Here is a 15,317-nt window from a genome sequence, read left to right on the forward strand (position 1 = left end):
TCACCCCTTGAAAACGAAGCTTTTAGCCGTGACATCGCAAATCAACTCCAGCAAGCAGTCTACGTCGCCATGCTGACCATCCGGATACCAAATAGGCTGGATATTCAGGTTCAGTAACCGACTTTCCTTTTGCTGCTTTGCTTGTGCATCGACCGGCGCAGGCAACATGGCGTAATGATTGGGAACCTGATAGCCCCCATCCTCAACCGCCTTGGCAAATAAGTCCATCGTCCAATCCTGTTCCAAACTGCATCCGAGGAACAGGAGAGACTGCGAGATAAAAATCTGGCGCAATGCCTTCGGCAATGGCTTTTGGAAATCGAAGGGATTGCCGTAAGCCTCCTCATACTGACCTCGCGTCAGAATGTGGGTTGCCGGGTTCTCTGCGTCACCATGTAATTTCAAGAGGCAACGATCGCCGCGAACCAGGCGTTGGAAGAAATTGTGTTCCTGCGTACCGTGCATGTAGGCTTCAAACCGATTGTCATCGCCATATGTCTTCTCGATGGCATCGTCGAAGTTGGTCGTAACGATGCAGCCCTTGGCAAATTTCGGCAGCTTCAGCAATGGTCCAGCAAGCTTCAACTTGTTCGCCCGATAGGTCGTGCGAATGAAATGCGAGCATTGCACCGCATCGTGCCCCGCTAAGGCCTGGGCCGCCTCAAGGTATCTGCCGGTGACAATCATCTCGTTGATAGCTTCAGCATCAGCGCCCGGCAGACGCTTCAACAGCTGCCCAAGTGCCTCGCCCCATAAAGGCATGCCGTGGGGTTTCGATAATCCTGCCCCGACAAAGGGAACCACACGCCCCCGCTCGACCGCCTGCAGCAAATCCTCAAATTGGCCCGCACAAGCGTTGTCGCGCAGCAGGGTCAGCGCCCTGTCGTGCTTTTCCTCGTTGGCGTTGTTTTCCCACGCCGCCAGCTCGGCGCCGTAAGCTCTTTGATCCAGCCAATACAAAACCTTGCTTGGCGAGTATGAAGCTTCGCCAATCTGCACCAAGCCGTTGCTATCGAAATCGTCGTTGAACACCGAGTTTTCCTCGTACTGCGTGTTCAACAGTCCCAGCACATGCTCCAGCAGTCTTTCGTCGATTGAGATTTCACTCATCGCGCATCTCCACACCGGCAATATCCATTTCCCCTGCCAACAATCGGGGCAGAAGCGTATCGCGCTGTTCGGTCAATGCCGCCGTTTCCCTCTCGTTGGCAACCATGCGCTGATAGATTGGCTCCAGCAAACGGTGGAATGCGTCGAGCACCGCCTTGGGCGGTGCAACGAGGGGAATCGGGCGGAAGTTGCTCTTGCTGATCTCCAGAAAGGTGGAGCCATTTGCCCGGCCCACAATTTCCTGATGCGCCGACTCGGCCCAGTACAGAAGGAAGTAGGAGGAAACGCCGGCTTTCGCTCGCATCGCGATAAACCCCTGGTTGACTGCGACGGGCACCTCGGCGATTGCACGATAACCAATCGGCGCTCGCGAAGAGAGTAAAACAGTCCCCTTTGGCAGCAAGCCAGAACCAATCTGAGCCAAACCTGCATCGGTAATGCGGCGCTCACTAGTCAGAAGCACTGGGGTCGCCAATCTGGAAAGGTCCTTGGGCGTGACCCAGCAGTGCTCGCCTCCATCCCAATACGCCGGTTCCTTGGTACTCGGCGTGCCACCACCAACGATTTCTGCCAACGCGCCTATTGTCGAAACCGTCCAGCCCGAGGGGATCGGGCCCAGTTCTGATTCCTGAAAATCATCCGGAAAAAGCGCAAGGAGTTCAGGAGTGAGCCCCAGGCGGCGGCAGATGGATTCGGGGAGCTCGCCGCTGGCTTTGGCGCGAACGGGGTCGAAGTCGACGAACCAGGATTTGAAAATCGCCCGCGCCATGGCTTCCAGGGTTTCGTTGGTGCGGCGATTCAGTTCGATCTTGTCATCAAGAGAATCAAGGGTGCCTACCAGCAGTCCTTGTACATCGGTCGGTTCAGCAGCCGGAAATGACAAAAAGTCCTCGCGACTCAATCCCAGATTGGTTGTACCAGTCGCACATCCTCTGCAGTAGCTGCGGTACTCCGGGGTACGCATCAACCAGTAAAGGTAATCGACAGGCACATCGCCGTTCTTGGGCTCAAGTTTGACCGTATCTTGCGTCAATCGACCCGGCGCATGATCTCGTGGCAGGCGAGCAACAGCTCCAAGAAGATCGGCAGACTGGGTTACATCCTTCAGGGAGACGTAAAGTTCCCCAGGCCTAACAAGCAACTTATCTGGAGAGTCCCCCCCATAGGTCCGAAGCGAATCTGACCGAAACCCTCCATTTCTCTGTATTGTCCCCAATCCCAGAAGCACCGGCCCGGGAAGGCCAAGTAGCTTGCTCTCGTAGGTGGTACCGCGCTGAAGCGTGAAGTAGTCACCGAGCACTTTGGTGTGCTTCTCACTCATGCCCCAACTCCTCCACCGCCTTGTGCAGGAAAGCCGCGATCTCGTCCTTGCCTGGCAGTTGCACCTGGTAGCGCGAGACGAATAGCTGGTTGCTCATGCCGGCCAGGGCGTATTCGACCAGTTCCTCGTTCTTGCGCGTGCATAGCAGGATGCCGACGGGCGGCTGGTCGCCTTCGGCCATTTCGTGTTTCTGGTAGTAGCCGACGTAGCTGTTGAGCTGGCCCAGGTGTTCGTGTTTGAAGGCGTCGTTTTTCAGTTCGATCAGCACGTGGCACTTGAGGATGCGGTGGTAGAAGACGAGATCGACGAAGAAGTGTTCGCCGCCGATCAGCAGGCGTTTTTGCCGGGCCTCGAAACAGAAGCCATGGCCGAGTTCGAGCAGGAAGTCCTGCAGCTTGTCGAGCAGCGCGTCTTCGAGCTGGCCTTCGCTCATTACCTCGCGCGGCTGGAGGCCGAGGAATTCGAAGACGTAGGGGTCGCGGATAAGGTCGCGGCGGCTGGCCGGCTCGGCGCCGGCCTGGGCCAGCTTGGCCAGCGTGGCTTTGTCGGTGGATAGGCCGCACCGCTCGAAATACTGGCTGGCGATCTGGCGCTTGAGTTCGCGCACCGACCAGTTGCCGCGCAGGGCTTCGGTTTCGTAGAAGGCACGCTGGAGCGGCTCGGCGCATTGCAGCAGTTCGGCGAAGTGCGAAAACGACAGGCGCTTCAGCAGTAGGCGGCCGGCGTTTGCCGGCGGCAAGGATGGCACCTCGGCCATTGACGATTCGGGAGACGCCTCCCGCATGTCGGCAACGGGCCATTGGGCCGAGAGTGTCTGCCGGATTGCCGGCGGGAAAAGTTGGCTACCGGATTCGGGAGACAGCGTCTCCCGAATCTGCGGGTAAGCGAGGTAGAACTGGCGAAAGCGGCGCAGTTCGCGTGCTTCGACGCGCTTGAGACCGCCCTGCTGCAGCCGTTGCGCCAGGGTGTCGAGCAGGCGCTCGCCGTAGCGGGCGCGGTCGGCGCCGGACTGTTCGTAGGTCTGAATGTAGTGGCCGATCATCCAGTTGCGCAGGGTCAGGCTGACGTTGACGGCCTTGGCGGCCTGATCGGCCAGCGCTGCATGAGCGCGCTCGATGGCCGCGACGAGGTCGTCGAAGCCGGGCGCCTTAGAGTTCATAACCCAGCCCGGCCAGGTTCTTGCGGATTGCCGCTTCCAGCCGGGCGCTTTCGGCAAACTGGTCGCGCAGGGTGGCGGTCAGGCGGGCCATCTTTTCTTCGAAGGGTTCGCTGTCTTCTTCCTGCGCGGCGGCGCCGACGTAGCGGCCGGGGGTGAGGACGTAGTCGTGCTTGCGGATGTCGGCGAGGGTGGCGGCCTTGCAGAAGCCGGGTTCGGTCACTTCCCGGCTGCCTTTCTTCCAGGCGTGGAAGGTATCGGCGACCTTGGCGATGTCTTCCGGTTTGAAGTCGCGTAGCACGCGATCCTTCATGTAGCCGAGGTTGCGGGCGTCGATGAACAGGGTTTCGCCCTGGCGAATGCGCGCACCGTTCCTTTCCCCCTTGTTGCGGGTGAGGAACCAGATGCAGGCGGGAATTTGCGTGTTGGTGAACAGTTGACCGGGCAAGGCGACCATGCATTCGACGAGGTCGGCGTCGATCAGCGCCTTGCGGATTTCGCCTTCGTTGTTGGTGTTGCTGCTCATCGAGCCGTTGGCCAGCAGCAGCGCCATGCTGCCGTTGGGCGCCAGGTGGTGGATCATGTGCTGCATCCACGCGAAGTTGGCGTTGCCGGCCGGCGGCACGCCGTATTTCCAGCGCACGTCGTCATCTTTGACGCCTTCCTTCCAGTCCTTCATGTTGAAGGGCGGATTGGCCATGATGTAGTCGGCGCGCAGGTCCGGGTGCTGCGGGCGGGTGTAGGTGCTGGCCGGTTCCTTGCCGAAGTCGAAATCCATGCCGCGGATGGCCATGTTCATTGAGGCCAGGCGCCAGGTGGTGGGGTTGGCTTCCTGCCCGTAGACCGAGAGCTGGCCGATGCGCCCGCCGTGCTCTTCGACAAAGCGCTCGCTCTGCACGAAGAAGCCGCCGGAGCCGCAACAGGGGTCATAGACCCGGCCCTGGAAGGGTTCGAGCATTTCGACGATGAGGCTGACGATGCTCTTGGGCGTGTAGAACTCGCCGCCGCGCTTGCCGGCGGCAATCGAGAATTCGCCGAGGAAGTATTCGTAGACGTGGCCGAGGATGTCCTTGGCTTTCAGCGCTTCGTGCTGGAAGGGCACGGTGGACAGCAGGTCGATCAGGCCGGGCAAGGCTTCGTCCACGCGCTTGCGGGCGTAGTCCTTGTCGAGCACGTTCTTGAGCCGGGGGTTTTCTTTTTCGACCGCTTCGAGGGCGTCGTCGAGCAGGCGGCCGATGCCCTTGAACTCGTACTGGTAGACCTTGCCGTTTTTGACGTCGAGTTGGGTGCCGGGCGCGACCTTGGCGTTGGCCTTGATGAAATCCCAACGGGCCAGCGCCGGCACCCAGAAGACGTTCTTCTCGGTGTAGTAGTCGCGGGCTTCGAGTTCCTGTTCGATCATTTCGGCGTCGACCTTGCCGGATTCGTCGCCGAGGTAGTAGTCGTTGGCCGGGTCGTGGAAGGCTTCTTGCAGTTCGTTGCGACGCTCCTTGAAGGCGTCGGAAACGTATTTCAGGAAGACCAGGCCGAGCACCACGTGCATGTAGTCGCCCGGATTGACGTTGGCACGCAAGCGGTCGGCGGCGGACCACAGGCGCTTGTCGAGATCGTTCAGGTATTGTTGCCCGGCGTTGTTCATGTTTGTTGTCCTGACTGGCGAGCGGAATTTGCCGGTGGCAGCAGCGGCCACGAAAGCCGGCATTTTACACGGGCCAAAAACGAAAAGCCGGATGGCATGAGAAGCCAGACTTGATGCACCAATACAAAGCCCCCGCCAGTTTCCCGACGGGGGCTTTTTTTACGTTGTTGCGGTCGACCGGCAAAACCGGCCGATTTTCGCTACTTACATCTCGACGGTCTCAGCCACTTCCACAAACGCCGGAATCTGGTCGAAGTTCATGTAGCGATAGACGTCAGCCGCCTTGGCGTTGACCAGCTTGATCTGCTCCATGTACTCCGGCACCGTGACGATGCGGCCGGCCAGGGCGCACATCGCGGCGAGTTCGGCGGAGCCGAGGTAGACGCGGGTGTCGATGCCAAGGCGGTTCGGGAAGTTACGGGTCGAAGTGGAGATCGCCGTCGAGCCCTTGCGGATCTGCGCCTGGTTACCCATGCACAGCGAGCAGCCCGGCATTTCCATGCGCGCGCCGGACTTGCCGAGAACGCCGTAGTAGCCTTCTTCGGTCAGGATCAGCGCATCCATCTTGGTCGGCGGGGCGATCCACAGGCGGGTCGGGATGTCCGACTTGCCTTCGAGGACCTTGCCGGCGGCGCGGAAGTGGCCGATGTTGGTCATGCAGGAGCCGATGAAGACTTCGTCGATCTTGTCGCCGGCGACTTCGGACAGCAGCTTGACGTCGTCCGGGTCATTCGGGCAGGCGAGGATCGGCTCGGTGACTTCGGCCAGGTCGATTTCGATCACTGCGGCGTACTGCGCGTTGGCGTCAGCCTTGAGCAGCGTGCCGTTGGCGATCCAGTCTTCCATGGCGTTGATGCGGCGCTTCAGGGTGCGGGCGTCCTGGTAGCCTTCGGCGATCATCCACTTCATCAGCGTGATGTTCGAACGCATGTACTCGACGATCGGTTCCTTGTTCAGGGCGATCGCACAAGCGGCGGCGGAACGCTCGGCGGCAGCGTCGGAGAGTTCGAAGGCTTGTTCGACCTTGAGGTCCGGCAGGCCTTCGATTTCCAGGATGCGGCCGGAGAAGATGTTCTTCTTGCCCTTCTTCTCGACGGTCAGCAGACCGGCCTTGATCGCGTAGTAGGGAATCGCATTGACCAGGTCACGCAGCGTGATGCCGTCCTGCATCTTGCCCTTGAAGCGGACCAGCACCGATTCCGGCATGTCCAGCGGCATGACGCCGGTGGCGGCGGCAAAGGCGACCAGGCCGGAACCGGCCGGGAAGGAGATGCCGATCGGGAAGCGGGTGTGCGAGTCACCGCCGGTACCGACAGTATCCGGCAGCAGCAGGCGGTTCAGCCAGGAGTGGATGACGCCGTCGCCCGGACGCAGCGAGACGCCGCCGCGGGTGCTGATGAAGGACGGCAGTTCGCGGTGCATCTTGACGTCGACCAGCTTCGGATAAGCAGCGGTGTGGCAGAAGGATTGCATGACGAGGTCGGCGGAGAAGCCGAGGCAGGCCAGGTCCTTGAGTTCGTCGCGCGTCATCGGGCCGGTGGTGTCTTGCGAACCAACGGTGGTCATCTTCGGCTCGCAGTAGGTACCCGGCAGGATGCCGGCGACGCCGCAGGCCTTGCCGACCATCTTCTGGGCCAGCGAGTAGCCCTTGCCGTCGTCGGCCGGGTTCTGCGGCAGGCGGAACAGGGTCGATTGCGGCAGGCCGAGGAATTCGCGCGCCTTGGTGGTCAGACCGCGACCGATGATCAGGGGAATACGGCCGCCAGCGCGGACTTCGTCGAGGATGACCAGGGTCTTCAGTTGCGATTCGGCGATCACGGCACCGTTCTTCAGCGCGGTGACCTTGCCGGTGGCTTCGTCGACCTTCAGTTCGATCTCGTCGCCCATGTCCATCTGGCCGGCGTCGATTTCGATCGGCAGGGCGCCGGCATCTTCCATCGTGTTGAAGAAGATCGGAGCGATCTTGGAGCCCAGGCAGACACCGCCAAAGCGCTTGTTCGGGACGAAGGGGATGTCTTCGCCGGTGAACCACAGCACCGAGTTGGTGGCGGACTTGCGGGAAGAGCCGGTACCGACCACGTCACCGACGTAGGCGATCAGGTTGCCCTTGGCAGCCAGCTTTTCCAGTTGCTTGATCGGACCGCGGGTACCCGGCTCGTCGGCTTCGATACCCGGACGCGGGTTCTTCAGCATGGCCAGCGCGTGCAGCGGAATGTCGGGACGCGACCAGGCGTCCGGGGCGGGCGACAGGTCGTCGGTGTTGGTTTCGCCGGTGACCTTGAAAACGGTCAGCTTCTGCGAGGCCGGGACGGCCGGGCGCGAGGTGAACCACTCACCGTCGGCCCAGGATTGCATGACGGCCTTGGCGTTGGCGTTGCCGCCCTTGGCCAGTTCGGCGACATCATGGAAGAAGTCGAACACCAGCAGCGTCTTCTTCAGGCCTTCGGCGGCGACGGCGCCGCAGGTCGGGCAGGCGAGCAGGTCGATCAGCGGCTTGACATTGTAGCCGCCGAGCATGGTGCCGAGCAGTTCGGCCGCCTTTTCACGGGAAATCAGAGCGCAGGTCTCTTCGCCCTTGGCGACCTTGGCCAGGAATTCGGCCTTGACCTTGGCGGCATCGTCAACGCCGGCCGGCACGCGGTAGGTCAGCAGTTCAACCAGCGCGGCTTCTTCGCCGGCGGGGGGATTCTTCAGCAGGGCCACCAGTTCGGTGGTCTGTTGCTTGGTCAGGGGCAGCGGCGGGATACCGAGGGCTGCACGCTCTGCTACGTGGGCGCGATAGGCTTCAAGCACGGCGACTTCCTTTCGTAAAGGGTTGCTCTAGGGGTAAAGGACGAATTTTACGACAACGGCGACGGCCTGATGGTTCTGGAAAACCTCCCCGCCGGCACCCGCAGGTCTTATATATTTTATATGTTAGTTCACCACTACGCCACTGCCTGCTGCAGTGCGAGGACGAATTCGCCCAAAAAACAGGCAACGGTCGCAAGTTCCTTGCGGCTCAGGCATTTGCCGCCGCTATCCCGAGCTTATCCACAGCCTTGTCCGACCCGGACGGGGATAAATGCGCTTCCGTGCCCAGGCTGTTAGACTGAGGGCTTTTCCACGACTCCTGAAATTCCATGTCCCGCATCGCCGCGATTTCCCGCCTGGGCCAGCAGGTCTGGCTCGACAATCTCTCCCGCCAATTGCTCGAATCCGGCGAGCTGGCCCGCTGGATCGCCGATGACGCGGTCGCCGGCGTCACCTCGAACCCGGCCATCTTCTACAACGCGATCCGCAACGATCCGGCCTACCAAAAGGCCGTCGCCGAACTCCAGGGCAGCGCGCTGGACGCCGAACAGCGCTTCGAAACCCTCGCCCTGCCGGACGTCCAGAAAGCCTGCGAGCTCTTCCTGCCGATGCACGAACAAAGCGGCGGCCGCGCCGGCTTCGTCAGTTTCGAGGTCTCGCCCGGCCTGGCCGACGACGCCGTCGGCACCGCCGCCGCCGCCCGCCGCCTGTGGGCGGAGATCGACCGCCCTAACGCGATGATCAAAATCCCGGCAACGCCGGCCGGCATGGTGGCGATCGCCGACAGCATCGCCGCCGGCATCAACGTCAATGTGACGCTGATCTTCTCGCCCGGCCAACTGGCCGACGTCCAGGCCGCCTACCGCACCGGCATCGAACGGCGCTTCGCCGCCGGCCTGCCGGTCGACCGCATCGCCTCGGTGGCCAGCGTCTTCATCAGCCGCCTGGACAGCCTGCTCGATCCCAAACTGCCCGCCGAACTGCAGGGCAAGACCGCCATCGCCATGGCCCGCCAGGCCTACGCCGACTGGCAGGCACTGCCGGCCCTGCCCGGCAACGCCCGCCAGCAGATGCTGCTGTGGGCGTCGACCTCGACCAAGAACCCGGCTTACCGCGACGTCATCTACGTCGAGCAACTGATCGGCGACGGCACCGTCAACACGGTGCCGGACGCGACGCTGCTCGCCTTCCGCGACCACGGCGAAGCGGCGCCGACGCTGGCCGCCAATGCGGCCGGCACGGCGGCGCAACTGGCCGGCGTGGCGGCGCTCGGCATCGACCTCGACGCGGTCGGCGAGGAATTGCAGGCAGCCGGCCTCAAGCAGTTCGACGAGGCCTTCGGCAAGCTGCTCGACCTGGTGCGCTGAAAGGCGGCGCGTGACGCTCCGGCCTCTCCGCTGCCTGCTGAGCGCCGCGCTGCTGGCGGCGACGTTCGCCGCCCAGGCCGGCGAAGCGCTGACCCTGCAGCTGAAATGGACGCACGCCTTCCAGTTCGCCGGCTATTACGCGGCGGACGCCAAGGGCTATTACCGCGACGCCGGCATCGAAGTCCGCATTGACGAAGCGGCGCCGGAAACCGACGTCGTCGGCCGGGTCATGAGCGGCGAAGCGCAGTTCGGCGTCGGCGGCAGCAACCTGATCCTCGAACGCCACGCCGGCAAGCCGGTGGTGGCGCTGGCCGCCATCTTCCAGCATTCGCCGGTGGCGATCATCGCCCGCCGCGGCAGCAATCTGCAGAGCATCCACGACCTGGCCGGCAAGCGGCTGATGCTCGAAGGTCAATCCGACGAACTTGCCGCTTACCTGAAATACGAAGGTCTCGGACCGGACAAGCTGCACCGCCTCAAGCACAGCTTCAATGTCGAAGACCTGATCGAGGGCAACACCGACGCCATGTCGGCCTACCAGACCTTCGAACCCTTCCTGCTGCAGCAGCGCAATTTCCCCTACCTGCTGCTGACACCGCGCTCGGCCGGCATCGACTTCTACGGCGACGTGCTGTTCACCAGCGAGCGCGAACTGCGCGAACAACCGGAACGGGCACGCGCCTTCCTGCAGGCCAGCCTGCGCGGCTGGCAGTACGCGATGGCCCATCCGGACGAGATCATCGCCCTGATCCGCGAACGCTACCCCGAGCGCCTGAGCCGCGAACACCTCGAATTCGAAGCGGCGCGGACGGTGCCGCTGGTACGCGCCGATCTGGTGCCGGTCGGCTACATGAATCCCGGCCGCTGGCGCCACATTGCCGACACCTACGCCGGACTCGGCATGCTGCCGGCCGACTTTCCGCTCACCGGTTTCCTGCCCGCCGACGAGTCGAGCGATGCCTGGAAGCGCCTGCTGCTACCGCTGATCGCCGCCCTGCTCGCGGTCGCCGCCCTCTCCGCCATCGCCCTCAACATGCGTCGGCTCAATCGGCGGCTACGCCAGAGCCAGCGCCAGCTAGCCGAACGCAGCCAGGAACTGGCATTGCAGAACCGGGTGCTGCAACAGCTCAACCATGGCGCGCCGCTCGGCGAAGTGCTCGACAGCCTGACCCGCGAGGTCGAAACACAGCGCCCCGGCGTGCTCTGCTCGATCCTCCTGCTCGACGCCGACGGCAGCCACCTGCGCCACGGCTCGGCGCCCAGCCTGCCCGATTTCTACAACCAGGCGATCGACGGCGTCGCCATCGGCGACGCTGTCGGCTCCTGCGGCACTGCCGCCTGGCGCGACGAACGGGTGATCGTCGACGACATCGAGCGCCACCCCTACTGGGCCGACTACCGCCCGCTGGCGGCGCGCGCCGGGCTGCGCGCCTGCTGGTCGCAACCTTTCCACGGGCGCGACGGCAAGGTCCGCGGCACCTTCGCGCTTTACCACCGCCAGCCCGCCACGCCCGACCAGCGCGACATCGCGCTGATCGAAGGCTACGCGCAACTGGCCGAACTGGCGGTTGAACGCAGCCGCTCCGACGAAGCGCTGCGGCTCGCCGAAAGCCGTTACCGGCTGATCTCGGAAAATGCCAACGACGTCATCTGGCTGCTCGAACTGCCGAGCCTGCGCTTCAGCTACATCAGCCCCTCGGTCGAACGCCTGCGCGGCTGGAGCGCCGAGGAAATCATGGCGCAACCGATGAGCGCCGCGCTGACCCCGGAATCGGCGGCGCGCGTCGAGCAGGCCCTGCGCGAAACGATGGCCGCCGTCGCCGCCGGTGCTCCCGGCCCGCATGCACGAACGATGGAAGTCGACCAGCCGCACCGCGACGGCAGCATCGTCCCGACCGAAGTCGTCACCACCGTGCTGCTCGACGACAACGGCCAGCCGACGCGCATCCTCGGCATCACCCGCGACATTTCCGAACGGCGCCGCAACGAAGCGGCGCTCGCCCGCCACCAGGCCGAACTGGAACAACGCGTCGAAGAGCGCACGGTGGCGCTGTCGATCGCCAAGGAAGCGGCGGAAGCGGCGAGCCGGGCGAAGAGCACCTTCCTGGCGACGATGAGCCACGAGCTGCGGACGCCGATGAACGCCATCCTCGGCATGACCGACCTGGCGCTGCGCCGTGCCAGCGACGCCAAGCAGAAGGACCAGTTGGGCAAGGTCGCCGACGCCGCCCGCCACCTGCTGGCGGTGATCAATGACATCCTCGACCTGTCACGCATCGAGGCCGACCGCCTGACGCTGGAGCACATTCCCTTCCAGTTGAACGAGATCGTCGCCCCGGTGCAGCGCCTGCTCGAACACCTGGCCGCCGAAAAGGGCCTCTACCTGGTTTTCGAAGTACCGGAAACGCTCGCCCGCACCCAGGTCAGCGGCGACCCGCACCGGCTTAAGCAGGTGCTGCTCAACCTGTGCATCAACGCGATCAAGTTCACCGACTGCGGCGGCGTCACCGTCCACCTCGCGCTGAGCGGCGAGGCCCCGCATTTCGTCCTGCACTGTTCGGTCGAAGATACCGGGATCGGCGTCACGCCGGAAATCCAGCGCCGTCTGTTCGAACCCTTCGTCCAGGCCGACGGTTCGATGACCCGCCGCTACGGCGGCTCCGGCCTCGGGCTGGCGATCTGCAAGCGGCTGGTGGAGATGATGGACGGCCGCATCGGCCTCGACAGCCAGCCCGGCCGTGGCAGCCGCTTCTGGTTCGAAGCCCGGCTGGGCGGCAGCGATGCGCTCCTGCCGCTGCCGCGCAACAGCACGCTGGACGCCATCGCAGCCCTGGAGCGCCGGTTTGCCGGCAAACGCATCCTGCTCGCCGAGGACGAACCGGTGAACCGCGAGGTGTTCTGCGAACTGCTCGGCGACGCCGGGCTGCTGGTGGATACCGCGAAAGACGGCGAAACGGCGATCGCCATGGCCGGCAGCCACGATTACGCGCTGATCCTGATGGACATCCAGATGCCCGGCATCGACGGCGTCGTCGCCAGCCAGGCGATCCGCGCCCTGCCCGGCGGCAGCCAGCTGCCGATCATCGCGCTGACCGCCAACGCCTTCAGCGAGGATCGCCAGCGCTGCCTGGACGCCGGCATGGACGACCACATCAGCAAGCCGGTCGACCCGGAACGCCTGTTCGCGACGCTCTACCGCTGGCTGGCCATCGCTGACGAAAGACACGAGCACCGCCTTTCCTGATCGGCCAACATTCCGCCATGGCTGTCGCCTGGATTACCATGTCGTCAGTGGTATCCTCCAGCCATTGCATCAGGAGGAAACATGCTGAACCATCTTTCGCTCAGGGCTCGTCTCTGGCTGCTGGGCATCGTCGCCGCGCTGGGCATGCTGCTGCTCGCCGTCTCTTCGCTCATTTTCACCGGGCGTAGCGAAGTCCTGTTCACTTCCTTCGTCGATGAACGGATCGCCGTTCGTCACATGGCGACGCTGGCTTACGCCAACGGCCTGCAGAAAGGCCAGGCCATCCGCAACATCCTGCTCGACCCCGGCAAACAGACGGCTTACGACAACTTTGACAAGGCGCATGCGGTTTTCCTGCAGGAAACCGAAAAACTGCTGCCAGCCCTGGCCAACGACGCCGCCACCCACGATATCGCCCCGCGCCTGAAAGCCAATCTCGAGCGCTGGCAACCTTTGCAGAAGGAAGTCATCGATCTGGTCCGGGCGGGCAACGGCGAGGCTGCCAAGGCACTGCTGGTGAGCCAGGAAACCCCGGCCTGGCGTCAGGTGCGCGACGACCTGCTGGAAATCGGCAAGCTCGCCGAGACGGCTGCAGCAACCGAGCGCGCTGAATTGATCGATGGCCTCGACTGGTTGAGCAAGCTGTCGATCATCATCGGCTCGCTCAGCCTGCTGCTGGTGGCCAGCATCATCGTCCTGGTCGGCCGCAGCATCTATCGGCAGATCGGCGGCGAACCCGCCGTCGTCGCCATCGCCCTGCAACGGATCGCCCAGGGCGACCTGAGCGAATCCCTGACCCTGATCCCCGGCGACGAGAGCAGCGTCGTCGCTGCCATGCAGCGCATGCAGGGACAGATCCGCCAACTGATCGCCGAAACCGTCCATAGCGCCGATTCCGTGGTCAAGGAAAGCGAAGCGATGCTCACCGAAGCGGCGCAACTGGACAAAACAGCCGAAGAGCAAAGCAACGCAACGGCAGCCATTGCCGCCGCCGTCGAGGAATTCACCGTCAGCATCGGCGTCATGTCGGATAACGCCGGCGAAGCCGGGCGCCTCTCCGGAGAGTCCGAAAACCATGCCCACGAGAGTCTGGGCGTGGTCTCCGATGCCACCGGAATCATCCAGCGGGTGGCCACCGGAATGTCCGACGCAGCCGGCACCATGGAGGAACTTTCAGGCAAGGTTGCAGCGATCACCGGCATCGTCAAGACGATCCGCGACATTGCCGACCAGACCAACCTGCTTGCCCTCAATGCCGCCATCGAAGCCGCACGCGCCGGCGAACAGGGCCGTGGCTTCGCCGTCGTTGCCGACGAGGTGCGCAAGCTGGCGGAATCGACGACCAAATCGACCCAGGAGATATCCGACATCGTCAACGGCGTCCGGCAAAGTACCGACAAGGCTTTCGCCACCATGACCCAGGCCAAGGATCTCGCGCTGTCGAGCGCCGGCCGCACCGAGGAAGTCCGTCAGACCGTCGCCAACATGGATCAGTCGTCGGCCCGGGTCAGCCAGGCGATCGACGCCATTGCCGCATCGCTGCGCGAGCAGTCGTCGGCCAGTACCGACATCGCGCAGCGGGTGGAACTGATTGCCCTGGGCATCGACCAGACCCACGCCGCCGCGAGCGAATCCAGCCAGCGCGCCGAAACCCTGGTCAATCTCTCCCGCCGGCTCAAGGAAAACGTGCGCCGCTTCCGGGTTTAAGCCAACAGCGGCGGCAACCCGCACTGACGCCTCGCCCGGGCGCAAGCCGCGTGTTCGACATCGAATTCGCGGCAGGGCGACGGTCGCGCATCGTAAATCGTGCAGCGCACCGCGCCCCCGATTTCGCCCTCCAGCGCGACGCAGCGCGGCGGCGCCGCGTCTGTGCCGCGCATGCGAACGATCTTCGCCGTTACCGGCAGCGTCATCGCCAAGGGCACACCGTCCGCCCAGGCGTAGGCGCCGCCGGCCAGTTCGGCGGGATGGAAATCGACGCGCAGGCTGGCGCAGCAGGCGCCGCAGGTCTGGCAGACGCTCATCCCAGATCCGCCCGGCAGCGCCATAGCTCGTGGCCGGAAGCGAGGTACTTCTTCTCGAACGGCGTCAAGGGATCGTCCGTTACATAGGGCTCGGCCGCCACCGCGCAAGCGCCCAGCCAGCCCAGCGCCAGCGCCATTTCCTCGATGTAGATGCGCCAGTTGCTGCGGCATTCGACGATGCCGCCCAGCTCGCGCCAGACCGGGAAGACGGCGTGGCCGTGCCAGCGCCGGGCAAGGTGGCCGATTTTCGGCCAGGGGTTCGGGTAGAGATTGTAATGGCGCGTCAGGCGGACGCCGCGCTCGACGAGCAGGCGCCAGAAATCGACCAGATCGGCCCGCAGCAGCAGCGCATTGGCCGGCAGCGGCAAGGGTTTGCCGCGTTCCAGACGGTCGCTCGACTGGTCGACGCCGATCACGAAATGGTCCGGGAATTCGGCCGCCAGGCGCAGCGTGCTCCAGCCGACACCGCAGCCGGCATCAAGGATCAGCGGCGAATCCGGTTTCCAGGCGGCGTGCGCGGCGAGCGCCCGGTCGCAGGCGGCGCGGTTGTAATCGAGCAGCGGCTTGCGGAAAGGCTGCGCCAGGTGACGGCGAACCAGCGTTTCCAGGTCGGCGTGCGGGCCGTCCTGGGCGCTGGCGATGAAGCGCGAGTTGCCGTCCATG

Annotated in this window: 10 protein-coding genes; 3 read left to right on the forward strand and 7 right to left on the reverse strand. The window is 63.9% G+C overall.

Going from position 1 to position 15,317, the window contains the following annotated elements; genetic code table 11:
- The 5 genes from ACLIIZ_RS04810 to acnB all read right to left on the reverse strand — a co-directional run bounded on the left by ACLIIZ_RS04810 (position 1) and on the right by acnB (position 8,019).
- Positions 1-1,110 carry an SIR2 family NAD-dependent protein deacylase gene (locus ACLIIZ_RS04810; protein WP_416691059.1) on the reverse strand — a complete coding sequence of 370 codons (1,110 nt, stop codon included), beginning with the start codon at positions 1,108-1,110 and terminating at the stop codon, positions 1-3.
- Positions 1,103-2,431, reverse strand: coding sequence for a restriction endonuclease subunit S (locus tag ACLIIZ_RS04815; RefSeq protein WP_416691060.1), 1,329 nt, complete (start codon positions 2,429-2,431; stop codon positions 1,103-1,105). The genes ACLIIZ_RS04810 and ACLIIZ_RS04815 overlap by 8 nt, the downstream gene beginning before the upstream one ends.
- Positions 2,424-3,590 carry a PDDEXK nuclease domain-containing protein gene (locus tag ACLIIZ_RS04820; protein ID WP_416691061.1) on the reverse strand — a complete coding sequence of 389 codons (1,167 nt, stop codon included), beginning with the start codon at positions 3,588-3,590 and terminating at the stop codon, positions 2,424-2,426. The genes ACLIIZ_RS04815 and ACLIIZ_RS04820 overlap by 8 nt, the downstream gene beginning before the upstream one ends.
- The gene (locus ACLIIZ_RS04825; RefSeq protein ID WP_416691062.1) at positions 3,580-5,226 is read right to left on the reverse strand and encodes a class I SAM-dependent DNA methyltransferase; all 1,647 of its coding nucleotides are present in this window, start codon (positions 5,224-5,226) and stop codon (positions 3,580-3,582) included. The genes ACLIIZ_RS04820 and ACLIIZ_RS04825 overlap by 11 nt, the downstream gene beginning before the upstream one ends.
- 204 nt (positions 5,227-5,430) lie before the next feature.
- Positions 5,431-8,019 (reverse strand): bifunctional aconitate hydratase 2/2-methylisocitrate dehydratase, encoded by a 2,589-nt coding sequence (gene acnB, locus ACLIIZ_RS04830; protein ID WP_416691063.1) that lies wholly within the window; start codon positions 8,017-8,019, stop codon positions 5,431-5,433.
- Positions 8,020-8,348: 329 nt separating this feature from the next.
- Here acnB and tal point away from each other — a divergent pair, with 329 nt between their 5' ends.
- The 3 genes from tal to ACLIIZ_RS04845 all read left to right on the forward strand — a co-directional run bounded on the left by tal (position 8,349) and on the right by ACLIIZ_RS04845 (position 14,337).
- Positions 8,349-9,386 carry a transaldolase gene (tal, locus tag ACLIIZ_RS04835; protein WP_416691064.1) on the forward strand — a complete coding sequence of 346 codons (1,038 nt, stop codon included), beginning with the start codon at positions 8,349-8,351 and terminating at the stop codon, positions 9,384-9,386.
- Between the two features lie 10 nt (positions 9,387-9,396).
- Positions 9,397-12,630, forward strand: coding sequence for an ABC transporter substrate-binding protein (locus ACLIIZ_RS04840; RefSeq protein ID WP_416691065.1), 3,234 nt, complete (start codon positions 9,397-9,399; stop codon positions 12,628-12,630).
- Positions 12,631-12,711: 81 nt separating this feature from the next.
- Positions 12,712-14,337 (forward strand): methyl-accepting chemotaxis protein, encoded by a 1,626-nt coding sequence (locus ACLIIZ_RS04845; protein ID WP_416691066.1) that lies wholly within the window; start codon positions 12,712-12,714, stop codon positions 14,335-14,337.
- Here ACLIIZ_RS04845 and ACLIIZ_RS04850 read toward each other — a convergent pair.
- On the reverse strand, positions 14,334-14,654 hold the full coding sequence (locus ACLIIZ_RS04850) for a YkgJ family cysteine cluster protein (RefSeq protein WP_416691067.1): 321 nt from the start codon (positions 14,652-14,654) through the stop codon (positions 14,334-14,336). The genes ACLIIZ_RS04845 and ACLIIZ_RS04850 overlap by 4 nt on opposite strands.
- Positions 14,651-15,316, reverse strand: a complete 666-nt coding sequence (gene trmB / locus ACLIIZ_RS04855; protein ID WP_416691068.1) for a tRNA (guanine(46)-N(7))-methyltransferase TrmB — start codon at positions 15,314-15,316, stop codon at positions 14,651-14,653. The genes ACLIIZ_RS04850 and trmB overlap by 4 nt, the downstream gene beginning before the upstream one ends.
- Position 15,317: the final 1 nt, after the last annotated feature.

The organism is Azonexus caeni (assembly GCF_048146105.1).
Lineage (GTDB): Bacteria > Pseudomonadota > Gammaproteobacteria > Burkholderiales > Rhodocyclaceae > Azonexus > Azonexus aromaticus_B.

Coding starts and splice junctions, on each gene's coding strand:
- ACLIIZ_RS04810 (WP_416691059.1), bottom strand. CDS start 1,110: ATGAGTGAAATCTCAATCGACGAAAGACTGCTGGAGCATGTGCTGGGA.
- ACLIIZ_RS04815 (WP_416691060.1), bottom strand. CDS start 2,431: ATGAGTGAGAAGCACACCAAAGTGCTCGGTGACTACTTCACGCTTCAG.
- ACLIIZ_RS04820 (WP_416691061.1), bottom strand. CDS start 3,590: ATGAACTCTAAGGCGCCCGGCTTCGACGACCTCGTCGCGGCCATCGAG.
- ACLIIZ_RS04825 (WP_416691062.1), bottom strand. CDS start 5,226: ATGAACAACGCCGGGCAACAATACCTGAACGATCTCGACAAGCGCCTG.
- tal (WP_416691064.1), top strand. CDS start 8,349: ATGTCCCGCATCGCCGCGATTTCCCGCCTGGGCCAGCAGGTCTGGCTC.
- ACLIIZ_RS04845 (WP_416691066.1), top strand. CDS start 12,712: ATGCTGAACCATCTTTCGCTCAGGGCTCGTCTCTGGCTGCTGGGCATC.
- ACLIIZ_RS04850 (WP_416691067.1), bottom strand. CDS start 14,654: ATGAGCGTCTGCCAGACCTGCGGCGCCTGCTGCGCCAGCCTGCGCGTC.
- trmB (WP_416691068.1), bottom strand. CDS start 15,316: ATGGACGGCAACTCGCGCTTCATCGCCAGCGCCCAGGACGGCCCGCAC.